The sequence below is a fragment of the Streptomyces sp. NPDC048352 genome, assembly GCF_040651895.1.
GTDB lineage: Bacteria > Actinomycetota > Actinomycetes > Streptomycetales > Streptomycetaceae > Streptomyces.
Genome location: NZ_JBEZKZ010000007.1, coordinates 96,758 through 119,026, shown reverse-complemented (window position 1 = coordinate 119,026; position 22,269 = coordinate 96,758). Strand labels below are relative to the sequence as shown.

Sequence of the window (22,269 nt, the reverse complement as noted above, 5' to 3'; positions counted from 1 at the left end):
TGACAGAAGGTGTCGTCCTGGACGATTTCGCCCGGGCCGCGGTCCTTGCTCCCCCTCGCCCCCCAAACACGGTCTGACCTGCGTCGATGCGGGCGAGAGGCCGCTTGACGCGGAGTGCGTGGGGTGGAGTGCGGAGCTGCACACGTGCGCGGTCGGGCTCCGGGTGGGTGTGTGTGAGGTGCGGGGTGGGGTGGGGGGTGTTGGAATGCGGGGAGGGTCCGGCGGCGGTGAGGAGCGGTCATGGGCGGCGGCTCCGGGCGGGTGGCGGTGCTGGGGCACCTGGTGCGGGCGGGCGCGTCCGCGGCGCTGCTGACCTGGCTCTATTACGCGGCCCCGCTCGACCACGGCTTCGGGGCGGCGGCCTTCGCCGCGCTGCTCGCCGGGCTGGCCCTCTTCGGGTGCCTGGTCGCCTGGCAGGTGTCGGCCATCGCCCGTTCGCGCCGTCCGAGGCTGCGGGCGCTGGAGGCGGTGGGTACCGCCGTGCCGCTGTTCCTGGTGCTGTTCTCGGCGACGTACGTCCTGCTCTCGCAGGACCGGCCGGGGTCGTTCTCCGAGCCGCTGAGCCGCACCGACGCCCTGTACTTCGCCGTCACGGTGTTCGCGACCGTCGGCTTCGGGGACATCGCGCCCTCCGACGGGACGGGGCGCGCGCTGGTCACCGTACAGATGGTGGCCGACCTGATCGTGGTGGGACTCGTCGCCAAGGTGCTGTTCGGAGCGGTACAGACCGGGCTTTCCCGACGGCCCGAGAGGAGCGAGCCATGACGGCGACGACGCCGAGCGGGCCGAGCCGGCCGGCCGAGACGGCCACACCGGCCCCGCCGGCCGAGCCGGTCCTGTTGCGGGGGCTGCTGAAGACGCCCCCGTACCGCAGGATCCTGCTGCTCTGCGCCCTGGTCGGGATCCCCGTGTCCCTCGTCTGCTTCTGGTTCCTCGCCGGGCTGCACGCGTTGCAGCGGCTGTTGTGGGAGAGCCTGCCGCACGCGCTGGGCTGGGACGGGCCGCCGTGGTGGTGGCCGCTGCCCCTGCTGCTGGCCGCCGGCGCCCTCGTGGGCCTGGTGGTCGCCCGGCTGCCCGGCGCCGGCGGGCACATCCCCGCCGCCGGTCTGGCCGTGGGCGGGGGAACGACCAGGGCGCTGCCGGGCGTGGTGCTCGCGGCGGTGGCGAGTCTGCCGTTCGGCGCGGTGCTGGGGCCGGAGGCTCCGCTGATCGCCCTGGGCAGCGGCTTCGCCCTGCTGCTGCGGGACCTCGCGCGCGGCCCGGCCACCCCGCAGGCCACGGCGCTGCTGGGAGTGGCCGGGGCGGCGGCGGCCATCGCCGCCATCTTCGGGAGCCCGCTGATCGCGGCGGTGCTGCTGATCGAGGTGGTGGGCGTGGGCGGGCCGCAGCTGGTCGCCGTGATGCTGCCCGCCCTGCTCTCCAGCGGGCTGGGGGCCCTGGTGTTCACGGGCTTCGGACGCTGGACCGGTCTGCAGACCGGCGGCCTGAGCGTCAAGCTCCCCGGGCCCGTGCCCCGGCTGGACGCGGCGGACGTGGGCTGGGCACTGCTTGTGGCGGTGGTGGTGGCGGCCCTCCTGCGCCAGGCGGTGGGCGTGGGCCAGGCGGTGGCGGCCTTCGTGGCGAAGGCTCCGATCGCACGTACGGCGTTGTGTGCGCTCGGGGCCGGTGTCTGTGCGGCCGTATACGCGCTGGTCACGGGCCGTTCCCCGGCCGACGTGGCCTCGTCCGGGCAGTCCGTGATGGCCACGCTGGCCGATGATCCGCGCGCCTGGGGGGTGCTCGCGCTGGTGGCCGTCCTGCTGTGCAAGGCCGTCGGGTACGCGCTCTGTCTCGGCAGCCTGCGCGGTGGCCCGATCTTCCCGGCGCTGTTCCTCGGGGCCGCCGCCGGGGTGCTGGCGTCGCCGCTGCCGGGGCTGGGGGTGGTGCCCGCGGTGGCGGCCGGGCTGGCCGCGGCGGCGGCGAGCGTCCTGCGGCTGCCGGTCAGCAGCTCGGTGATGGCGCTGCTGCTGGTCGGCACCGCCGGGATGACCCCGGTGGTGATCCTGGCCGCCGTGGCCGCCCTGATCGTCACCGAGCTGCTGCCCGGGCCGCGCCGCCGCGAGCTCGCGGGCTGAGGGCCGCCGCGTGTGAGGGGGGTGGGGGCGGGTTGCGCCGCCGCACCCGCCCCGCCGCGTGCGGCGGCCGTGCGCCGGCCCGTGCGAGCCGGGGAGGACTCCTCCGCCGTCCGGGCCTCACGGCTACGCGGCCGGGCCGGCGCTCTGCTCGCTGCCGTGGAACTCGGCCAGTACGGGCGCCAGAGCGGCCGGGTCCACGTCGTGCGTCTGGCCGTCCAGGGTGCGGTGCAGGCCGGCCGGCAGCAGGGCGGCGAGGGCGCGGGCGCCGGACTGGAGCCAGGGGTCGCTGGCTCCGCCGCCGAGGGCGAGGACGGGGATCCGTACGGCCGCCCAGCGGTCCGCGGGCAGGGGCCGGCCGGACATGGTGCCGTCCATGATCCGAGCGTCGTACGGGAGGGTGTGCGCCAGCGCGGCGAAGTGGTTCCAGATGCCGCTCACGCGCATGTGCTCCACGACCTCGGCGGGGACGCCCACGGCGGCGGTCAGCATGAAGGCGACGGCGTCGTCGCGCCGGCCCTCGGCGATGGCCTCGTCCAGCCGGGCGACGTAGTCGGCGGGGACCGGAGGGCGGCTGTCGTCGATGACGAACGGCGGCTCGTACACCGTCAGTTCCTTCATCGGGACGCCGTGGGCGGCGGCCTCCAGGGCCAGGACGGCGCCCGATGACATGCCCATCACCCGTACGGGCCCGTCGAGTTCGGCGATGACGGCGGCCAGGTCCTCGAACTCGCGCTCAACGGCGTAGGGGGCCGTGTCACCGCTGTCGCCGCGCCCGCGCCGGTCGTAGGTGACGACGGTGAACCGGTCGGCGAGGAGCCGGGCCAGCACGCCCCACCTCGGGTCGGCGCGGACCTGGTAGGCGCCGCCGACGAGGACGAGGGCGGGGCCCTCGCCGGTGCGGTCGTAGGCGATGGCGGTCCCGTCGCGGGATACGGCCTTCTCCATGCTCTGCTCCCCCTGTCCTTATGTGGACGACGTCCACATCGCGCACATAGGCTATACCTAGAAGTTGACGCCGTCCACATACTGCGAGGAATCGAGGCCCCATGTCTTCGGAAGCCGAACCGCCCGCGCCACCCAAGCGCAGCACGTACCGCCACGGGAACCTCCGCAGCGCGCTGCTCGAAGCGGCCCTGGAGCTGGCGCGCGAAGGGGGACCGGACACCGTCTCCCTGCGGGAGGCCACCCGGCGCGCAGGGGTGTCGCCCAACGCCGCCTACCGGCACTTCGCCGACCGGGGAGCGCTGGTGCACGGGGTCGCGCAGGCCGCCATGGCCCGGGTGGCGCTGGCGATGGAGGCGGAGATCGACGGCCTCCCCCCGGCCCGGGACCCCGCCGAAGGAGCCCGGGCCCGCTTCCGGGCCGTGGGGACGGGCTACATCCGCTTCGCCGTGTCCGAGCCGGGCTGGTTCCGGACGGCGTTCCACGTCCCGGCCGACATGGCGTACGCCACCGACACCACCGCCGCCGGGGCCGGCGGGCTCACGCCGTTCGAGCTGCTCGGCGCCTCACTGGACGCCCTCGTGGAGACCGGCGTCCTGCCGCCCGACCGCCGCCCGGGCGCGGAGTTCCTCGCCTGGTCGGCGGTGCACGGCCTGGCCGCCCTGATCATCGACGGCCCCCTGCGCGGCATCGGCCCGGAGCAGGCGCACCAGGCGGGCCAGGACGTGATCACCATGGTCGAGCGGGGACTCTGAGGCAGTGCGCGGGCCGGGCCGGGCGGAACGGCCCCGCCCGGCCCGGCGCGTCACGCGTCCGCCCGGCGCCTCACGCGTCCAGGGGGTTGGCTGCGATGCGCTTCGCCGCGCCCGAGGCGACGTACGCCGCGGCCGCGCAGGCGGGCTTGCGGGACGCCTGGCCCTCGACCAGGGCCAGGAAGGCCGGGCCGAAGCCGAGGCGCGGGTACTGCTCCAGCAGGCCGGCCCGGAAGGCGGGGTCGAAGTCGGGCACGCGCAGACCGGACACGTCCGCGCTGGTGCCCACCTGGAGGAGGTGGCTCTCGACGTCCTCGGCGGCGGTGACGTCCTCCCGCATGTGCCGCACGATGACCTCCTCCGCACGGGCCCGGCGGGCCGGCTCCCAGCCCAGACCCGCCGTGAAGATCCGGGCCACGTGTCCGCCGGCCTCCTCGAAGGGCAGGGTGTGGCTGTCGAAGGGTGCGGTCAGGCCCAGGTCGTGGAGCAGGGCGCTGACGTAGAAGAGCTCCGCGTCGTACGAGAGCCCGTGCACGCGCGCGTACTCGGCGCCGAACGCGTAGGAACGCACGGAGTGGTTGAGCAGGGCGGTGTCGGCGTACTCCGAGGCGATCTCGAAGGCCGAACGGGCCGTGCCGGAGTCAAGGTTGTGAAGGGTCCACGTCATGGACGGCACCCTAGGCCGTACCCGTCCCGGAGCGCCGCGTGAAGTCCACCTCCGACGGGCCCTCCTCCCCCGGCCACCACAGTCTGGCGGGTGCGGGCGGGGTCTCGGCGAGGACGGTGCCGCGCGAGACGACGTACCGGGGCCGGACCTGACGGCGGATCGCCTCCTCCGGACTCGGCGCCGGGAGGAGGACGAAGGAGGCGGGCGCGCCCGCCGCGATCCCGTACTCGGCGGAGGAGAGGCCCAGCACGCGCGCCGCACGCTCCGTCACCATCGAGAAAGCGAGCGGGATGTCGTCGGCGCCGGTGAGCTGGGCGGCGTACAGACCGACGAGGGCGGTCTGGAGCGGGTTGGCGGTGCCGAGGGCGTTCCAGGGGTCCATCACGTCGTCGTGGCCGAAGGCCACGTTGACCCCGGCGGCCAGCATCTCCTTGACCTGGGTGAGGCCGCGCCGCTTGGGGTAGGCGTCGAAGCGGCCCTGGAGGTTGAGGTTCGCGAAGGGGTTGGCGACCAGGCCGATTCCGGAACGGGCCAGGAGACGCTGGAGTTTGAAGCTGTAGGCGCCGTTGTAGGAGCCCATGGCGGTGGTGTGGGAAGCAGTGGCGCGCTCGCGCAGTCCCGAGCGCAGCGCCAGTGTGGCCAGTACCTCCACGAAGCGGGACTGTTCGTCGTCGATCTCGTCGCAGTGGGCGTCGACGCGCAGCCCGTGTTCCTCGGCCACCGCGAAGGCGGTCCGCAGTGAGGCGACCCCGTCCTCGCGGGTGTCCTCGAAGTGCGGGATCGCCCCGACGACGTCCGCCCCGCGGGTGACGGCCTCGCGCAGCAGGGCCTCGCCGTCGGGGAAGGAGACGATGCCCTCCTGCGGGAAGGCCACGATCTGCAGGGTCATCACGTCCCGGACCCGGTCGCGGACCTCCAGCAGCGCGTCGAGCGCCGTGAGGGACGGGTCGGTGACGTCGCAGTGCGTGCGGACGTGCAGCACGCCGTTGGCCGCCTGCCAGCGCAGCACCTCGGTGGCCCGCGCGATCACGTCCTCGCGGGTCAGGGTCCTCTTGCGCTCGCTCCAGCAGGCGATGCCCTCCCAGAGGGTGCCGGAGGTGTTCGGGCGGGGCTGCCCGGCGGTCAGGGCGGTGTCGAGGTGGATGTGGGGCTCGACGAACGGGGCGGTGAGGAGCCCGCCGTGCGCCTCGATGAGCACGCCGGTCGCGGGCGGCTCCTTCTGGTCGTCGTACGGGATCACCCGGGCGATCCGGCCGTCCTCGGCGACCTCGACGTCGGACAAGCCGTGCTCGTGTAGCAGCCGGGCGCCCCGGACGATCATCCGCATGCCGTCAGCCTACGCACGGGACCCCGTGTTTCACGTGAAACATCGAGCCGTGGCCGTGGCCGTGGCTTGTGCCGGCGGCCTTGGCACGTGCCTCGGCGGCCGTGTTCTTCGCCATCGCGCGTTCTGAATCCTGGTGGGCGTGGTGGCCGTCGTGGCCGGTACGAGCCTTCTTGGCCATGCTCGACACCCTCTCGGCAGCGTCCGGCGTACGGACACCACCGTGCGCCCGTTCGGCGCAGTCGGCATCCCGGCCGCCGGTGCGGCAAGAATGGGGCGCATGACCAGCGACAGCGACCTGACCCCCGGCACGGCCCCCGCTTCCGAGATGCCCGACTGGGAGAAGCGTTTCCGGGCTCCGCGCGTGGGGCTGCCCGACTGGGCCGAGGACGCCCCGGACCGCGCGCTCTTCGTCTCGAACGCCACCGGGACGTACGAGCTCTACGCCTGGGACCGGGCCACCGGCTCGCAGCGGCAGGCCACCGACCGTCCCAACGGCACCACCGACGGCGCCCTCTCCCCGGACGGGGAGTGGATCTGGTGGTTCTCCGACACCGACGGCGACGAGTTCGGCACCTGGGTCCGCCAGCCCTTCGCGGGCGGACCCGACGAGCCCGCCACGCCCGGCCTGGAGCCCTCCTACCCCGCCGGCCTCGCCATCGCGCGGGACGGCACGGCGGTCGTGGGCCGGTCCACCGACGAGGACGGCTCCATGATCCACGTCGTACGGCCCGGCGGCGCTGCCCCGGAGGTCATCTACCGGCACCGCGAGTCGGCCGGCGTCGGCGACCTGTCGTACGACGGGACCCTGCTCGCGATCGAGCACACCGAGCACGGCGACGCCATGCACTCGGCACTCCGCGTGGTCACCCTCGACGGCGCCACCGTCGCGGAGCTGGACGACTCCCGCGGCGGAACCGAGGAGCTGGGCCTGGAGGTGCTCGGCTTCGCGCCGGTCGCCGGGGACACCCGGCTGCTCGTGGGACACCAGCGGCGCGGCCGCTGGGAGCCGATGGTGTGGGACGTGGCCACGGGATCGGAGGAGGACCTGGCCGTCGACCTGCCGGGCGACGTCAGCGCCGAGTGGTACCCGGACGGGACCGCGCTCCTCATCGCGCACAGCTACGAGGCGCGCAGCGAGCTGTGGCGCTACGACCTGGCCGCGCGGGAACTCGTACGGGTGGACACGCCGCCCGGCACGGTGTCCGGCGCGACGGCCCGGCCGGACGGGACGGTGGAGTACCAGTGGTCCTCGGCCGCCGAGCCGGCCGCCGTACGGTCCACCGCGGGCGGGATCGTCCTGGACCCGCCGGGCATGCGGCCGCCCGGCTCGGTGCCGGTGGAGGACGTGTGGGTCGAGGGGCCCGGCGGACGGATCCACGCGCTCGCGCAGCGGCCCGCGGGGCACGGTGACGGGCCCTTCCCGACGATCTTCGAGATCCACGGCGGGCCCACCTGGCACGACTCCGACGCCTTCGCGGCGACCCCCGCCGCCTGGCTGGACCACGGCTTCGCGGTGGTGCGGGTCAACTACCGCGGCTCGACGGGCTACGGCCGCGCGTGGACCGACGCCCTCAAGCACCGCGTCGGCCTGATCGAGCTGGAGGACATCACGGCGGTCCGGGAGTGGGCCGTGGCCTCCGGCCTGGCCGACCCGGCGCGGCTGGTGCTGTCGGGCGGGTCCTGGGGCGGGTACCTGACGCTGCTGGGCATCGGCACGCGGCCCGACGACTGGGCGGTCGGGCTGGCCGCCGTACCGGTGGCGGACTACGTGACGGCGTACCACGACGAGATGGACGCGCTGAAGTCCCTGGACCGCACCCTCTTCGGCGGTACCCCGGAGGAGGTCCCGGAGCGGTTCGCGGCCTCCTCGCCGCTGACGTACGTCGACGCGGTGAAGGCGCCCGTCCACATCACGGCGGGGGTGAACGACCCGCGCTGCCCGATCCGGCAGATCGACAACTACATCGACCGGCTCGCCGCGCGCGGCGCGGTCCACGAGGTGTACCGCTACGACGCCGGGCACGGCTCGCTGGTGGTGGAGGAGCGGATCAAGCAGGTGCGGATGGATCTCGAATTCGCGCTGAAGCACCTGCCGCGCTGACCCGGCACGGGTCTCCCGGTGCACCCCCCGTACCGTTGGTGGGGTGCACCGGTTTCTCCTGACCCCGCGCTGGTGGGGGATCAACGTCTTCGTCGCGCTCGCCGTCCCCTTCTGCCTGTTCATGGGCACCTGGCAGCTCGGCCGGTTCGAGGACCGCGTCGGCAGCCACAAGGAGGCGCAGGCCGAGCGCCCCGCCGAGCAGGCGGCCGAGCCGCTGGACTCGCTGCTCCCGGTGGACACCAGAACCTCCGGCCGGCCCGCCGCCACGGCCGGCGAGTACGGGCAGCAGCTGCTGGTTCCCGAGCGGGACCTCGGCGGCCGGTCCGGCTTCTACGTGCTGACCCTGCTGCGGACCGACTCCGGGAAGACGATCCCCGTGGTCCGGGGCTGGCTGCCGGGGGCGGCGGACCCCGCGAAGGCACCGGCACCGCCGGCCGGGCGGGTCGAGGTCACGGGGGCCCTGCAGGCCTCGGAGAACGCCGGCACCAAGGGCGTGCACGCGCAGGGCGGGCTGCCGCCGGGCCAGCTCGGGGTGATCGCAGCGGCCACGCTGGTCAACCTGGTGCACGATCCGCTGTACGACGCCTGGCTGACGGTGCAGACACCGGTGGACGGGATGACTCCGGTGCCGGCGAAGGCGCCGGCCAACACCGGGCTCGACCTGAAGGCCTTCCAGAACCTCGGCTACACCGGCGAGTGGTTCGTCTTCGTCGCCTTCGCGCTCTTCATGTGGTTCCGGCTCTACCGGCGCGAGGTGGAGACCTTGCGCGACGCCGAAGCGGGTCTGCTGCCCGCCGGGGTCCCCGGCGCGGCTGCCGCGCACGCGGCCGCGGGGACCGCGGGCCCGGTCGGGGACGCGGTCGGCGACGCGGCCGGGGACGCGGCGCCGGCTACGGCGCGCCCGGCGGGATGAGGCCCGTGCGGTAGACCGTGCCGCCGCAGGCCGCCGGGATGGTGGCCTGGGTGACCGGCGCGCCCGTACCGGGCGTGTGGGAGACCTCCACTCCGGCCGCCTCCGGGGCCGTGGAGCCGCTGTGCGCGTCACCGGCCGCGGCTCCGTCGGCGCCCGTCGGCTCCGCACCCCCGGCCGTGCCGTCGGCCGTGCCGTCGGCCGTGCCGCCCTGCGCGCCGGTGGCGGGCTGTGCCGCCGTGCCGCCGTCCTGCCGGGGTTTGGGCGACGGGGTGGGCGTCGCCGCCGGGCAGGACTGCCCGGAGGGCACCCACGCGAACCGCACCTCGTAGGCGCTGTTCGGCTGGAGCACCACGACCGGGGCCTCGGCGGACGGGTCGGGCAGCAGCGCGCTCGCCGGGTCCCCCGCCGTGTGGTCCGCCACCGTCACGGGCGGCGCCGCAGCCGGCGCGGGCGGGGGGCCGGGAGGCGCCACCGGGGCGGCCGTCACGGTGTCCGGGCCGGTGACCGTGCAGCCCCGGGCCGAGACGTTGGTGACCTTGAAGCTGCCGTAGACCTTGCCGTCGGTCTCGGGGGCGCGGGCGCTGCCCGACACGTCGAGCTGGTCGGCCGTGCAGCCCGGGACTCCGGCCGCCGCTCCCAGCGGCGGCAGCGGGCCGCGACCGGCTCCGCCGGCGGGGACGCCCGCCGTGGTGGAGGGGCCCGCGACCGCGTCGGCGTACGGCGAGCCGCTCGCCCCGGGCGACGGCCGCTCGTCGCCGCCCGGCTGCCGCCCCTGACCGGCCGACGTCGACGGCCTGGGCCCGGCCACGGCGTCGGAGCCGTTCTGGCGGGGGTCGGAGGGATCGCCCGGCTTGCCGCCCTGCGACTCCCCGTGGCCCGCCATGGCCGAGTGCCCGGCCGCGGTCCCCTCGTCGGAGCCCAGGTGCAGCGCGGCCGGAACCGCGGTGCCGGCGAGCAGCGCGGCCGCCGCCGTCACGAGGAGGGCCTGCCGTTTGCGGGCCCGGCGCGCGGGCACCGCGTGGCGCAGCCGCTCCAGGGCCCCCTCGCAGGGCTCCAGTCCCTGCACGGCACCGGCCAGCAGGCTGCGCAGCGCCTGCTCGTCGGCCGTGGCCGTGGCGGCGGGGCCGGGCGGGTTCCTGTGGTCGTCCCTCATGACTGCGCAGCCTCCATCGCCACCCGCAGCGCGGCAATGCCCCGCGATCCGTACGCCTTGACCGAGCCGAGCGATATCCCGAGCGCCTCGGCGACCTGGACCTCCGTCATGTCCGCGAAGTAGCGCAGCACCAGCACCTCGCGCTGCCGGCGCTGGAGTCCCCGCATCGCCCTGATCAGGTCGTCGCGCTCCAGCTGGTCGTACGCCCCCTCCTCCGCGCTGGCCATGTCCGGCATCGGCTTCGACAGCAGCTTCAGACCGAGGATGCGGCGGCGCAGCGCGGAGCGGGAGAGGTTGACGACGGTCTGGCGGAGGTAGGCCAGGGTCTTGTCGCGGTCCCGTACCCGGTTGCGGGCCGAGTGGACGCGGATGAAGGCCTCCTGGACGACGTCCTCGCAGGAGGCGGTGTCGTCGAGGAGGAGCGCGGCCAGGCCGAGGAGGGAGCGGTAGTGGGCCTGGTAGGTCTCGGTGAGGTGGTCGACGGTGGTACCGGCCACGACGGGCCGCTCACCGGCGGCATCGGCGAGCTCGCCACCGGCCCCGGCTTCGGCACCACCGCGTACCGTCCCGGCGGGCGCGGGGGCCTGCGGTATCGCGGTCTCCGGCGGGAGGGCCTGCGCCGCCGGCGGGTTCGCGGCGGTGTCCGCGCCGTCCCGGGGCGAGGGCACGCGGCCGCCACGGGTCGTCGCGATGTGCGGCACGCTGGCCGGCGGGACGGGAACGATCACAGGGAAGCCGCCGCCGGGCGCGCCCGGTCGCCGGCGCGGGGGAGCGATCCCGCTGCGCGCCGGTAGGACGGCCACGTCCAACAGTGCCTCTGCCACGCCCGTTGGACACGCGTCGCCCCGTCAGGGTTGTACGCGCGCGGCAGAGTATTCAGCAATTTCCCCATTGCCTTCATGCGTACCCGCTCTTCCCGATTGCCCCATTCATCCAGGCGGCAGTCGGGCCATCACCTTGATCAAGGGATCATCACAGATCCTACAAAGCGAATTACGCGAATTCACCCGCGATCAGTTCCGAGATCTGAGCGGCATTCAGTGCGGCGCCTTTGCGTAGATTGTCCGCACATACGAAGAACTCGAGCGCCCTCGGATCGTCCAGGGAACCCCGCAGCCGCCCCACCCAGGCCGGGTCGGTACCGGCCGCGTCCGCCGGAGTCGGGAACTCCCCCGCGGCCGGATCGTCGACGACGACCACCCCGGGCGCCGCTTCGAGGAGGTCGCGGGCGTGTGACGCGGCCACCTCCCGCTCGAAGCGGGCGCGCACCGTCAGGGAGTGCCCGGTCACCACCGGGACCTGGACGCAGGTCACGGCGACCGGCAGCGATGCCAGGCCGAGGATCCGCCGCGTCTCCGCCCGTACGGCCAGTTCGTGCGAGGACCAGCCGTCCTCCCGCAGCTCACCGGACCAGGGCACCACGTTCAGCGCGAGCGGCGCCGCGAACGGCCCGGTGTCCTCGCCCACGGCACGGCGCACGTCCCCGGGCAGCTCCCCCAGAGGACTGCCGGCGACCTGGACCAGCTGCTTGCGCAGCGCCTCCACACCGGCCCGCCCCGCGCGGCTCGCGGCCTGGTACGAGGAGACGGCCAGCTCGGCCAGCCCGTACTCGGCGTGCAGCGCGCCCACGGCGGCGATCATCGCGGCGGTCACGCAGTCCGGGCCCGCGACGATCCCGCGCGGCCGGATCCGTACGGCGTGGCCGTTCACCTCGGGCACCACCAGGGGCACCTCGGGGTCCTCCCGGAAGGCGGCGGACTGGTCCACCACGACGGCACCGCGCGCGGTGACGACCGGAGCCCAGCGCGCCGACACCTCGGCCGGGGTGAGGAAGAGCACGACGTCGCCCGCGCCGAGGCCCTCGAAGGCGTCCTCGGTGAGGGCGAGCACCTCGGTCTCCTCGCCGCGGACGGCCAGCACGCGGCCGGCCGAGCGCGGGGAGGCGATCAGGCGGATGCCGCCCCAGACGTCCGCCCGCTGGGACAGGATCTGGAGCAGGATCGAGCCGACTGCTCCGGTCGCCCCGACCACGGCGAGCGCCGGGCCGGAGGACCGGTCCGCGGTCATCGGCCGGTGCCTCCGTAGACGACGGCCTCGTCGCTGTCGGAGTCGAGGCCGAAGGCCGTGTGGACGGCGATGACGGCCGCGTTGACGTCGTCCTGGCGGGTCACGACCGAGATGCGGATCTCGGAGGTGGAGATCAGCTCGATGTTGACGCCCGCGTCGGACAGCGCCTGGAAGAAGGAGGCGGTGACGCCCGGGTTGGTCTTCATGCCCGCGCCGACCAGGGAGATCTTGCCGATCTGGTCGTCGTAGCGCAGGGAGTCGAAGCCGATCTGTGTCTTCGCCTTCTCCAGGGCGTCGATGGCCTTGTGGCCCTCGGCCTTGGGGAGGGTGAAGGAGATGTCCGTGAGGCCGGTGGAGGCGGCCGACACGTTCTGGACGATCATGTCGATGTTGATCTCGGCGTCCGCGATGGCGCGGAAGATCGCCGCGGCCTCGCCCGGCTTGTCCGGAACGCCGACGACCGTGATCTTGGCTTCGGAGACGTCGTGAGCGACTCCGGAGATGATGGCGTGCTCCACCTGCGCGTCCCCTTGCGGATTCTCGTTGCTGACCCAGGTGCCCGGCAGTCCGGAGAAGGACGACCGGACGTGGATCGGGATGTTGTAGCGGCGGGCGTACTCGACGCAGCGGTGCAGGAGCACCTTGGAGCCGGAGGCCGCGAGCTCCAGCATGTCCTCGGAGGAGATCCAGTCGATCTTCCGGGCCTTCTTCACGACGCGGGGGTCCGCGGTGAAGACGCCGTCGACATCGGTGTAGATCTCGCAGACCTCGGCGTCCAGCGCCGCGGCGAGCGCGACGGCGGTGGTGTCCGAGCCGCCCCGGCCGAGGGTGGTGATGTCCTTGGAGTCCGCGGAGACACCCTGGAAGCCGGCGACGATGGCGATGTTGCCCTCGTCCAGCGCGGTGCGGATCCGGCCCGGCGTCACATCGATGATGCGCGCTTTGTTGTGGACCGAGTCGGTGATCACGCCTGCCTGGCTGCCGGTGAACGACTGCGCCTCGTGGCCCAGGTTTTTGATCGCCATGGCCAGCAGGGCCATGGAGATCCGCTCTCCGGCGGTCAGCAGCATGTCGAATTCACGCCCGGCAGGCATCGGGGATACCTGCTCGGCGAGATCGATCAGCTCGTCCGTCGTGTCGCCCATCGCGGAAACCACGACGACCACCTGGTGGCCGTTCTTCTTGGCATCCACGATCCGCTTGGCGACGCGCTTGATGCCCTCGGCATCGGCTACGGAGGAGCCTCCGTACTTCTGCACGACAAGGCCCACGTGCGCTCCTCGCTCAGTCCGTCTCATTGCTGGTGCAGTGTAACGAGCGGCCGCGATCCGACCGCCACGTACCACATCATGAGATGAAAAGATCGTCGGAGCGGTTGCCCCGCGGACACGGTACGCGCCGCCGGTTCCGCGCCTACTTGCGGCCCAGCTGTCCGAGCTCCTCGGCCATGACGGCGCCGGCCTGCTCCGCGAGGTCGTCCTCGGCCAGGTCTTCGTCCGTGTCCAGACCGTCCAGGGCGGCGAGCGGCTGGTCGAGGCGCACGTGGGCGATCAGCGACTGGAGGGCGCGCAGCATGGCGGAGGCGGTCGGGCCCCAGTTGGTGAAGTAGGAGAACTGCCACCACCACAGGGCCTCGGTGACCCGGCCCGCCTGGAGGTGGATGAGGCCGTGGCGCAGGTCGGCGACCACGTCGGCCAGGTCGTCGGAGATGCGGTGCGGGACCGGGGCCTTGCGCGGTTCGTAGGGGTCGAAGACCTCGGAGTAGACGTCGACCGGCTCCAGCATCAGGGCGAACCGCTCGCGCAGGATGTCCACGTCGGGCTCCGGGCCCAGGTCGGGCTCGTAGCGCTCGTCGGGCAGCACGTCCTGGTACGCGCCCAGCCGGCCGCCCGCCAGCAGCAGCTGGGACACCTCCAGGAGGAGGAAGGGAACCGCGCTGTCCGGGTCCTCGCCCTTGGCCACCTCGGTGACCGCGACGATGAAGGACTCGATCTGGTCCGCGATCTGGACGGCGAAGTCGTCCGGATCCTGGCCCCGGGCGTGCAGCGTTGCGTCAGACATCGAGAAGTCGCCTTCCTTCAAAGGCCCGCCCCAGCGTGACCTCGTCCGCGTACTCCAGGTCTCCCCCGACGGGGAGCCCGCTGGCCAGGCGGGTGACCTTCAGGCCCATGGGCTTGATCATGCGGGCGAGGTAGGTGGCGGTGGCCTCGCCCTCCAGGTTCGGGTCGGTCGCCAGGATCAGCTCGGTGACCGTCCCGTCCGCCAGCCGCGCCAGCAGCTCGCGGATGCGCAGGTCGTCGGGGCCGACGCCCTCGATCGGGCTGATCGCCCCGCCCAGGACGTGGTACTTGCCCCGGAACTCGCGGGTCCGCTCGATCGCGACGACGTCCTTCGGCTCCTCGACCACGCAGATGACCGCCTCGTCGCGGCGCGGGTCGCGGCAGATCCCGCACCGCTCCTCCTGCGCCACGTTCCCGCACACCGCGCAGAAGCGGACCTTCTCCTTGACCTCCAGCAGCGCGTGCGCGAGGCGTCGGACGTCGGTCGGCTCCGCCTGCAGGATGTGGAAGGCGATCCGCTGCGCGCTCTTGGGCCCGACGCCGGGCAGCCTGCCCAGTTCGTCGATCAGGTCCTGGACCACGCCTTCGTACAACGGACTGCCTTCTTTCGTTCTGCGCGGTGTATGCGGTGGTGAGTGGCGGGACGGTGGGGGTGGAAGGGACTAGAACGGCAGGCCGGGGATGCCGCTGCCGCCGCCCAGTGCCTGGGTCAGCGGCCCCAGCTTCTGCTGCTGGAGCGCCTGCGCGTTCTCGTTGGCCGCCTGGACCGCCGCGACCACCAGGTCGGCGAGGGTCTCGGTGTCCTGCGGGTCGACGGCCTTCGGGTCGATGACGAGGGCGCGCAGCTCACCGGAGCCGGTGACGGTCGCCTTCACCAGGCCGCCGCCGGCCTGGCCCTCGACCTCGGCCAGGGCCAGTTCCTCCTGGGCCGCCGCGAGGTCCTGCTGCATCTTCTGGGCCTGCTGGAGCAGCTGCTGCATGTTGGGCTGGCCACCACCGGGAATCACAGGTACTCACTCCGTACGTCACAACGGTTGCGGATCGCCTTCGGAAAGGCTCGGTCAATCCGAGCCTACGTGCTCCCCGGGCGCGGCGCCCTACGCCGGGAGGACCAACTCTTTCGGGTGAGAGCGGGGCGTGCGCGTACCTGATGGAGCCCTCCTTGCGGGCGGAAAACCCGGGATTCGCTGCCCATCGCGTGTCATTCGAAGGTAGGAAGAGCATGCGCACCATTGCGCACACGCGCATCACACGTCAGCGCAGGCAGAGGGAGTGCCGGGTGAGTCAGCCGGAGATGCAGCCCGAGGGGCCACCCCGGGATCCCGCAGAGGACGGCGACCTGACCGGCCGGCCGTTCCCTCTCGGGGACTGGGGTGAGCCCGCCGAGCGCCTCGACGAGCTCTACCGGCGGGTGGAGGCCGACGCGCTGCGCACGGCCGAGTGGTACCTGTCCGACCGGGCCTGGAAGCGCCGGGGTGCGCGGACCCTGCGGGCGGGCGCGGCCGTGGGCGCCGTCACGGGTGCGGCCATGCCGCTGCTGGAGCTGACCGGTTCGGCGCCGGGCGCGTCCTCGTACGGGTACCTGGCCCTGCTGCTGGCCGCGGCCTGCCTGGCCTGTGACCGGTTCTTCGGGCTGACGTCCGGGTGGATGCGGGACGTGGCGACGGCGCAGGCGGTGCAGCGGCGGCTCCAGACGCTCCAGTTCGACTGGGCCTCGGAGAATGTGCGCGAGGTGCTCGGCCCCACGGAGGGCACGGCCAGCGAGGCCGCCGAGCGGTGCCTGACCGTACTGCGCCGCTTCTCCGAGGACGTCACGGAACTCGTGCGCTCGGAGACGGCGGACTGGATGGTGGAGTTCCGGGCGGGTCCGGCGCCGCTGCTGATGCAGTCGCTGGCCGGCGCGCCCGCCCGTCCCGATCCGGGCGTCCCCCCGGCGCGCTTCCCGCTGCCGCCGGGCACCCGCCCGAACATGCCCCGCCAGCGCCCGCCCGAGCAGCCGCGCTGAGCCGGGCGGGAGCGCGCCGCCCGGCTCCGCGGCGGGGGCCGCCGCCCGGGCCCGTCAGCTGAAGATGATCATCGAGCCCTGACCCAGGCTGCGCGTCGCCGCCGCGTGCAGCCCCAGCCAGACGTGCCGCTCCCGGGCGAAGGGGCTCTCGTCGTACGGGATCGGCCCCGCCGGCTCCTCCAGCGAGGTCGGGCCGCCGGGCGGCGCCGGTGCGGCGGGCGGGTTCGCCGGGTCTATGCCGATCGCCGGGGCGACGAAGGCCAGCTCCCGCAGCAGCCCCTGCGCCGACCCCAGGGGGCCGCCCGCCGCGAGCAGCTCCTCGTTGGCCAGCGGCGCAGTGAAGTCCACCGGGACGTACGCCCCCGCGTGGTCGTAGTGCCACACCAGGTGCGACTGCTGCGCCGTCGGCTCGAACATCTCCAGCAGCTGCTCGTAGTCCCCGCCCAGCTCGTCCACCGGCGTCACCGGCAGCCCGCAGACCTGCAGCAGGTACGCCCGCCGCAGGAAGTGCAGGGCGTCGTAGTCGAAGCCGGCCACCGGGGCCACGTCCCCGCTCAGGCCCGGCATGTACGCGAACACGGGCACCGACGGCAGGCCCGCCTCGCCCAGCGCCTTGTCGTACGAGGCGATCTCTTCCGCGAAGGGGTTGTCGGGGCTGTGGCACAGCACGTCGACAAGGGGGACCAGCCACAGGTCACAGGCCACGCGGGCTCCGATCAGTCGTTGCCGCCGATCCGGCCAGAGTAATGCGCCGGACACGCTCCGCGAAGGGGTGCGCAGAACCCCGCCGGGCACGGCGGCGGCGTCAGAGGCCCGCGGCCCAGTCCAGCCCGTGCTGGTTGTACGCGCGCACGATGCGCCGTACCGCGTCGGGGTCCGCCAGGGTCACCGCGTCCACCAGCTCGTTGTGCCCGTCCCAGAGCGCGGCGCGCAGCTCCGGCGCTTCCTGGAGGTGGGGCACCGAGAACACCCAGCACTGGATCCGTATGCGGTGCAGGAACTCCGATATGTAGGTGTTGCCGACCAGCTCGCTGAGCTCCCGCCAGAAGCGCAGGTCGTAGCCGATCAACACTTCGAGCGAACCGCTGCGCACGGCCCGCCGCGCCTCCTCCGCGCGGCGGCGCACCGACACCAGCAGTTCGCCCGTGCCGGGCGGGGCACCGCGTTCGACGAGCCTGCGGAAGATCCCGTCGAGCACCAGCGTCCGGGCCTCGATCATGCCCCGGAAGTCGTCCACGGTGTAGACCCGCACGCGGAAGCCCCGGTGCTGCACGGACTCCAGCAGGCCCTGCGCCGCGAGGTCGACCAGCGCCTCGCGCACCGGGGTCGCGGAGACCTCGTACTGCTCGGCGATCTGCTTGACGGTGAACTCGGTCCCCGGAGGGAGCCGACCCGCGAGCACCTCGTCACGCAGCGCGTCCGCGAGCTGCTGCCGAAGGGTGTTGCGGGTGACACCTCCGCTCCGGCTGCCTGGCATAGGGGTCCGTCTCCTCCGTAGGACTTCGGACACCTTAGGCCAGGCAGCGCGGCCGAAACCGAGCGGTCTACGGCCGGTATGCGGATATAACGCCCGCTATCCGGACCCTCACGCCCCGACCGTGTGGCGGTCGGCCACCGTCAACGCCTCGTCGAGCAGCGCCAGGCCCTCCTTGGCCTCGGCTTCGGTGACCGTGCACGGGGGGACGACGTGCGTCCGGTTCATGTTGACGAACGGCCACAGCCCCGACGCCTTGCAGGCCGCCGCGAACTCGGCCATGGGGGCGTTGTCGGCGCCCGAGGCGTTGTACGGGACGAGCGGCTCGCGCGTGGCCCGGTCGCGTACGAGTTCCAGCGCCCAGAAGACGCCGAGCCCGCGGACCTCCCCGACCGAGGGGTGCCGCTCGGCGAGGTCGGCCAGCCCCGGCGCGATCACCTCGGTGCCGATGCGCGCGGCGTTCTCGACGATGCCCTCCTCCTCCATCACGTTGATCGTCGCGACGGCGGCGGCGCAGGCCAGGGGGTGCCCGGAGTACGTGAGGCCGCCCGGGTAGGGGCGGGTGGCGAAGGTCTCGGCGATGGCGGCGGAGATGGCGACGCCGCCGAGGGGTACGTAGCCGCTGTTCACGCCCTTGGCGAAGGTGATCAGGTCGGGCGTGACGTCCCAGTGGTCGGCGGCGAACCACGCGCCGGTGCGGCCGAAGCCCGACATGACCTCGTCGAGGATGAAGACGATGCCGTGGCGGTCGCAGAGCTCGCGCACGCCGGCCAGGTACCCGGGCGGCGGGGTCATGATCCCGGCGGTGCCGGGGACCGACTCCAGGATGATCGCGGCGACGCTCTGCGGCCCCTCGAAGGCGAGGGTGTCGGCGAGGTGCGCGAGGGCGCGCTCGCACTCCTCGGCCTCGGTGGCGGCGTGGAAAGGCGAGCGGTAGAGGAACGGGCCCCAGAAGTGGACGACGCCGGCGGAGGCGGTGTCTGAGGGCCAGCGGCGCGGGTCGCCGGTCAGGTTGATCGCGGCGGCGGTGGCGCCGTGGTACGAGCGGTAGGTGGAAAGCACCTTCTGGCGGCCGGTGTGCAGCCGGGCCATCCGTACGGCGTTCTCGACGGCCTCGGCGCCGCCGTTGGTGAAGAAGATCTTGTCGAGGTCGCCGGGGGTGCGCTCGGCGATGAGGCGTGCGGCCTCGGAGCGGACGTCCACGGCGAAACCGGGCGCGAGGGTGCAGAGCTTGGCGGCCTGTTCCTGCACGGCCGCGACCACCTTGGGGTGCTGGTGGCCGATGTTGGTGTTGACCAGCTGGGAGGAGAAGTCGAGGAAGCGGTTCCCGTCGTAGTCCCAGAAGTACGAGCCCTCGGCGCCGGCGACGGCCAGCGGGTCGATCAGGGCCTGGGCGGACCACGAGTGGAAGACGTGAGCGCGGTCGGCGGCCTTGACGGACGCGCCGGTGACATGAGGGGTCATGCGGTCACGCTAGAAGTGCGCAGGTCGGGAGGGACATCGGCGGACTGTATGGGGGTGGGCGGCCGCCCTCGGCAGTCTGTCTGCCACGGGCCCTACCATTGACAGCATGCTGGCAAAACGACAGTATCTTGTCATGGCCTGCCGACCGGAGGCGAGCACCATGACCGAGACCACTGCCGGGACCACTGTCGGGACCGCTGCGGGGACCACCGCCGAGACCGCTGCCGGGACCGCTGCCGCACCCGCCAAGCCCGTCCACCTCGCCGTCTACGACACGTGGGCGGACTGGGAGACCGGCCACACCACCGCGCACCTCGCGCAGCGCGGCCACCGGATCCGTACGGTCGGCTTCGCCGCCGGAACCCCGGTGACCACGATGGGCGGGGTCCGGATCCTGCCCGACCTGGCCCTCGCCGGCCTGCGGCCCGAGGACTCCGCGCTGCTGATCCTGCCGGGCGCCGCACTCTGGGACGCCGGCGACGGGCTGGCCCCCTTCGCGGCCAAGGCCCGCGAGTTCCTGGCGGCCGGGGTGCCGGTCGCGGCCATCTGCGGAGCCACGGCGGGCCTGGCCCGGGAGGGGCTGCTGGACGGGCGACCGCACACCAGCGCGGACCCCTCCTACCTCGCGGCGCAGCCCGGTTACGGGGGCGCGGCGCGGTACGTCGAGGCCGACGCCGTGACGGCCCAGGACCTGATCACGGCCGGCCCGACGGAGCCGGTGGCCTTCGCGCGGGAGGTCTTCGCCCGGCTGGGCGCGTACGAGCCGGTCGTCCTCGACGCGTGGTACCGCCTCTTCCACGACTCCGACCCGAGCGCGTTCCCGGTCCTGATGGCGGCGGCGGAGGCCGGCGGTGCCTGACCCGCGCCGCGACCCCGCGGTGGCCCTCCCCGTCCGGGCACAGCAGGATCTGCTGAGCCGCACCGCCCTCGGCGTCTTCCAGCTGAACGGGCAGTTCCTCTCCGTCTCCGAGGAACTGGCCCGTCCGGCCGGGCTGACGGCCGCGCGCTGGCAGGTGCTGGGCGCCGTGCTGCGCGAGCCGCTGCCGGTCGCGGGTATCGCCAGGGCCATGGGGAACACCCGGCAGAGCGTGCAGCGCGTCGCCGACCTGCTGGCGGCGGCCGGCCTCGCCGAGTACGTCCCCAACCCGGCCCACCGCCGCGCGAAGCTCCTGCGTCCGACGGAGGCGGGCCGCGCGGCGATCGCCCGCATCAACCCGGGGCACGCCGCGCTGGCCGCCCGCCTGACGGAGGTCCTCGGCGAGGCCGCCTTCGCCGAGACGGCCGCCGCCCTGGAACGCCTCTCGGCGGCCCTGACCACGATCGCCTCGACGGACCGGGACTGAGAGGATGGCGGCCCTGACACGGCCGCGTCGACGGACCGGGACCGACGCCGGGCCGCCCCGAGCACGATCGTGCGCCGGACGGGACCGGAACCGGGCGGTCCGCCCCCGCCCGGCCGGTCACCCCGTCCCTCCCCTCGCGGAGCCCACCGCACTACGCTCAGCCCGTCCGGCCAGCCCAGGGGGAAGGGACCACCCGGCGATGGAACCGCTGCACCGCACCGACCCGCTCCACATCGGCCCGTACCGCCTCCTGTCCCGCCTCGGGGCCGGCGGCATGGGCCAGGTGTACCTCGCCCGCTCCGACCGCGGCCGTACCGTCGCGGTCAAGCTCGTCCACCCCGGCCTGGCCCTCCGCGAGGAGTTCCGCTCCCGGTTCCGCCAGGAGGTCGCCGCCGCCCGGCGCGTCGGCGGCGCCTGGACCGCCCCCGTCCTCGACGCCGACACGGAGGCGCAGACCCCCTGGTTCGCCACCGGCTACGTCGCCGGGCCGAGCCTGCGCCAGGTCGTGGCCCACGACTTCGGCCCGCTGCCCGCCCGCACGGTACGGACCCTCGCGGCCGGACTCGCGTACGCCCTCCAGGACATCCACCGCGCCGGGCTGATCCACCGCGACCTGAAGCCCTCCAACGTGCTGCTCACCCTCGACGGCCCCCGCGTCATCGACTTCGGCATCGCCCGTCCCCTGGAGGAGGCCGACGGCGGGGTGACCCGGACCGGGGAGCTCGTCGGCTCCCCCGGCTTCATGGCCCCCGAGCAGGTGCGCGGTGAAACGGTGACCGCGGCCTGCGACGTCTTCTGCCTCGGCGCCGTCCTGGCCTACGCGGCCACCGGGCGGCTGCCCTTCGGCGACGCGGAACACCCCGGCGGGACCGCCGGCCTGCTGCTGCGCATCGCCGACGCGGAACCCGACCTGGGCGGCGTACCCGCCGAGCTGCGCGATCTCGTCGCGGAGTGCCTGCGCAAGGATCCCGCCGCCCGGCCGGCGCCGCAGGCCGTCCTGGACCGGCTGGGAGCGGGCGCCACCGTGGCCGACGGGCGGGCCCTGGAGCCCTGGCTCCCGACCGCGCTCGTGGCCCAGCTGGGCCGGCACGCCGTCCAGCTCCTGGACCGCGAGGACCCCGGCCCGGACCGCACCGGCCACCCGGATGCCGCCCCGGCTCCTGGTCCCGCCCCCTTCCCGGCTGCCGACGCCGTCCCCACCTGGACCGCGCCTCCCGTACCGGCCACCGACCCCTCCACCCTCACGGCGGCCCCCGCCCACCCGTACCGGCCGACGGCCCCCACCTACCCGTACCAGCCGCCGGCGCCCGTTCCGCCGGCCCGCCCGGCCACGGCCTCGACGGCCTTCCTCGTGGCGGTCGCGGTCGTCGTCGCGGCAGCGGCGGGCGGCACGGTGTACGCGGTGATGAGCGAAGACCCGCCGCCCCCGGACGCGGCCCCCAGCGCGTCCGCGGACCCTTCCGCCTCGGGTTCCGGAGCGCGCTCCGGCTCCGCCACCAGGCCCGCCGCGGGCGGTCCGGGCAGCGGAACCCCGGGCCGGCTCCCGCAGTCCTACGCCGGCACCTGGCGGGCCACCTCCGGCTCCACGAGCTGGCGCCTCACCCTCACCCCCGGCGCGGTCGGCGACCCCGTCATGACCCTGAGGGCCGACGACCCGGCCTACTCGTGCTCCTGGCGGGCATCCCTGCGCAGCGCCCCCGACCCGGTGGAACTCGACGCCTCCACCGTCACCTCCGGCGCCCCTCCCACCTGCACGTCCGGCAGCTGGAGCCGGCTGCGGCTGCTGCCCGACGGGGGCCTGCGCCGCGAGCTGAACGGGGGAGCCGGCGCCCCTCTCACGTACTACAGGGAGTAGTCGGCGGCCGTTTGTGTCGAAGTCAATAAGCC

The 22,269-nt window shown here is 74.0% G+C and carries 23 protein-coding genes; 9 read left to right on the top strand and 14 right to left on the bottom strand.

Annotated features, from left to right (window positions below; genetic code table 11):
- Positions 1-240 precede the first annotated feature (240 nt).
- Positions 241-765: a potassium channel family protein gene (locus AB0D45_RS06560; RefSeq protein ID WP_362455580.1), complete on the top strand. Its 525-nt coding sequence runs from the start codon at positions 241-243 to the stop codon at positions 763-765.
- Positions 762-2,114 (top strand): chloride channel protein, encoded by a 1,353-nt coding sequence (locus AB0D45_RS06555; RefSeq protein WP_362455578.1) that lies wholly within the window; start codon positions 762-764, stop codon positions 2,112-2,114. The genes AB0D45_RS06560 and AB0D45_RS06555 overlap by 4 nt, the downstream gene beginning before the upstream one ends.
- Before the next feature lie 123 nt (positions 2,115-2,237).
- Here the strand turns inward: AB0D45_RS06555 and AB0D45_RS06550 are convergent, their stop codons facing one another.
- Complete coding sequence (locus tag AB0D45_RS06550; RefSeq protein ID WP_362455576.1) at positions 2,238-3,059, bottom strand: alpha/beta fold hydrolase; 822 nt, start codon at positions 3,057-3,059, stop codon at positions 2,238-2,240.
- Positions 3,060-3,160: 101 nt separating this feature from the next.
- On the opposite strand from AB0D45_RS06550, the gene AB0D45_RS06545 reads away from it, so the two are divergent.
- A complete protein-coding gene (locus AB0D45_RS06545) occupies positions 3,161-3,811 on the top strand; it encodes a TetR/AcrR family transcriptional regulator (RefSeq protein WP_362455575.1) in 651 nt (216 codons plus the stop codon).
- A 70-nt stretch (positions 3,812-3,881) separates the two neighbouring features.
- Here the strand turns inward: AB0D45_RS06545 and AB0D45_RS06540 are convergent, their stop codons facing one another.
- Genes AB0D45_RS06540 through AB0D45_RS06530 form a run of 3 tightly spaced genes read right to left on the bottom strand, consistent with a single transcriptional unit; the run spans position 3,882 to position 5,980 of the window.
- Positions 3,882-4,475, bottom strand: a complete 594-nt coding sequence (locus tag AB0D45_RS06540) for an HD domain-containing protein (RefSeq protein WP_362455573.1) — start codon at positions 4,473-4,475, stop codon at positions 3,882-3,884.
- A gap of 10 nt (positions 4,476-4,485) precedes the next feature.
- Positions 4,486-5,802 carry a cytosine deaminase gene (codA, locus tag AB0D45_RS06535; protein ID WP_362455572.1) on the bottom strand — a complete coding sequence of 439 codons (1,317 nt, stop codon included), beginning with the start codon at positions 5,800-5,802 and terminating at the stop codon, positions 4,486-4,488.
- Between the two features lie 4 nt (positions 5,803-5,806).
- Complete coding sequence (locus AB0D45_RS06530; protein ID WP_362455570.1) at positions 5,807-5,980, bottom strand: hypothetical protein; 174 nt, start codon at positions 5,978-5,980, stop codon at positions 5,807-5,809.
- A gap of 99 nt (positions 5,981-6,079) precedes the next feature.
- Between AB0D45_RS06530 and AB0D45_RS06525 the strand changes: the two genes are divergently transcribed.
- Positions 6,080-7,903: a prolyl oligopeptidase family serine peptidase gene (locus AB0D45_RS06525; protein WP_362455569.1), complete on the top strand. Its 1,824-nt coding sequence runs from the start codon at positions 6,080-6,082 to the stop codon at positions 7,901-7,903.
- A 43-nt stretch (positions 7,904-7,946) separates the two neighbouring features.
- The gene (locus AB0D45_RS06520) at positions 7,947-8,816 is read left to right on the top strand and encodes an SURF1 family protein (protein WP_362455567.1); all 870 of its coding nucleotides are present in this window, start codon (positions 7,947-7,949) and stop codon (positions 8,814-8,816) included.
- Here AB0D45_RS06520 and AB0D45_RS06515 read toward each other — a convergent pair.
- The 7 genes from AB0D45_RS06515 to AB0D45_RS06485 form a co-directional block, all read right to left on the bottom strand.
- Positions 8,794-9,969 carry a hypothetical protein gene (locus AB0D45_RS06515; RefSeq protein ID WP_362455565.1) on the bottom strand — a complete coding sequence of 392 codons (1,176 nt, stop codon included), beginning with the start codon at positions 9,967-9,969 and terminating at the stop codon, positions 8,794-8,796. The genes AB0D45_RS06520 and AB0D45_RS06515 overlap by 23 nt on opposite strands.
- Positions 9,966-10,637 carry a SigE family RNA polymerase sigma factor gene (locus AB0D45_RS06510; protein ID WP_362455564.1) on the bottom strand — a complete coding sequence of 224 codons (672 nt, stop codon included), beginning with the start codon at positions 10,635-10,637 and terminating at the stop codon, positions 9,966-9,968. The genes AB0D45_RS06515 and AB0D45_RS06510 overlap by 4 nt, the downstream gene beginning before the upstream one ends.
- Before the next feature lie 325 nt (positions 10,638-10,962).
- Positions 10,963-12,036, bottom strand: a complete 1,074-nt coding sequence (locus AB0D45_RS06505) for an aspartate-semialdehyde dehydrogenase (protein WP_361608801.1) — start codon at positions 12,034-12,036, stop codon at positions 10,963-10,965.
- Positions 12,033-13,307 carry an aspartate kinase gene (locus AB0D45_RS06500; RefSeq protein ID WP_361608799.1) on the bottom strand — a complete coding sequence of 425 codons (1,275 nt, stop codon included), beginning with the start codon at positions 13,305-13,307 and terminating at the stop codon, positions 12,033-12,035. Before AB0D45_RS06500 ends, AB0D45_RS06505 begins: the two co-directional genes overlap by 4 nt.
- A 142-nt stretch (positions 13,308-13,449) precedes the next feature.
- The gene (locus AB0D45_RS06495; RefSeq protein WP_361608797.1) at positions 13,450-14,097 is read right to left on the bottom strand and encodes a DUF5063 domain-containing protein; all 648 of its coding nucleotides are present in this window, start codon (positions 14,095-14,097) and stop codon (positions 13,450-13,452) included.
- A complete protein-coding gene (gene recR / locus AB0D45_RS06490) occupies positions 14,090-14,689 on the bottom strand; it encodes a recombination mediator RecR (RefSeq protein ID WP_362455562.1) in 600 nt (199 codons plus the stop codon). Before recR ends, AB0D45_RS06495 begins: the two co-directional genes overlap by 8 nt.
- Positions 14,690-14,758: 69 nt before the next feature.
- Positions 14,759-15,103 (bottom strand): YbaB/EbfC family nucleoid-associated protein, encoded by a 345-nt coding sequence (locus AB0D45_RS06485; protein WP_361608793.1) that lies wholly within the window; start codon positions 15,101-15,103, stop codon positions 14,759-14,761.
- 272 nt (positions 15,104-15,375) lie between these two features.
- On the opposite strand from AB0D45_RS06485, the gene AB0D45_RS06480 reads away from it, so the two are divergent.
- The gene (locus AB0D45_RS06480; protein WP_361608791.1) at positions 15,376-16,101 is read left to right on the top strand and encodes an SLATT domain-containing protein; all 726 of its coding nucleotides are present in this window, start codon (positions 15,376-15,378) and stop codon (positions 16,099-16,101) included.
- Positions 16,102-16,155: 54 nt separating this feature from the next.
- Here AB0D45_RS06480 and AB0D45_RS06475 read toward each other — a convergent pair whose 3' ends face one another.
- The 3 genes from AB0D45_RS06475 to AB0D45_RS06465 form a co-directional block, all read right to left on the bottom strand.
- Positions 16,156-16,806 carry a hypothetical protein gene (locus tag AB0D45_RS06475; RefSeq protein WP_361608789.1) on the bottom strand — a complete coding sequence of 217 codons (651 nt, stop codon included), beginning with the start codon at positions 16,804-16,806 and terminating at the stop codon, positions 16,156-16,158.
- Positions 16,807-16,906: 100 nt separating this feature from the next.
- Positions 16,907-17,578 carry a GntR family transcriptional regulator gene (locus AB0D45_RS06470; RefSeq protein ID WP_362455560.1) on the bottom strand — a complete coding sequence of 224 codons (672 nt, stop codon included), beginning with the start codon at positions 17,576-17,578 and terminating at the stop codon, positions 16,907-16,909.
- A gap of 108 nt (positions 17,579-17,686) precedes the next feature.
- Positions 17,687-19,039 carry an aspartate aminotransferase family protein gene (locus AB0D45_RS06465; RefSeq protein WP_362455558.1) on the bottom strand — a complete coding sequence of 451 codons (1,353 nt, stop codon included), beginning with the start codon at positions 19,037-19,039 and terminating at the stop codon, positions 17,687-17,689.
- A 160-nt stretch (positions 19,040-19,199) separates the two neighbouring features.
- Between AB0D45_RS06465 and AB0D45_RS06460 the strand changes: the two genes are divergently transcribed.
- The 3 genes from AB0D45_RS06460 (at position 19,200) to AB0D45_RS06450 (ending at position 22,237) form a co-directional block, all read left to right on the top strand.
- The gene (locus AB0D45_RS06460) at positions 19,200-19,898 is read left to right on the top strand and encodes a DJ-1/PfpI family protein (protein ID WP_362455557.1); all 699 of its coding nucleotides are present in this window, start codon (positions 19,200-19,202) and stop codon (positions 19,896-19,898) included.
- The gene (locus tag AB0D45_RS06455) at positions 19,891-20,382 is read left to right on the top strand and encodes a MarR family winged helix-turn-helix transcriptional regulator (protein WP_362455555.1); all 492 of its coding nucleotides are present in this window, start codon (positions 19,891-19,893) and stop codon (positions 20,380-20,382) included. Before AB0D45_RS06460 ends, AB0D45_RS06455 begins: the two co-directional genes overlap by 8 nt.
- 199 nt (positions 20,383-20,581) lie before the next feature.
- Complete coding sequence (locus tag AB0D45_RS06450) at positions 20,582-22,237, top strand: serine/threonine-protein kinase (protein WP_362455554.1); 1,656 nt, start codon at positions 20,582-20,584, stop codon at positions 22,235-22,237.
- Positions 22,238-22,269 lie beyond the last annotated feature (32 nt).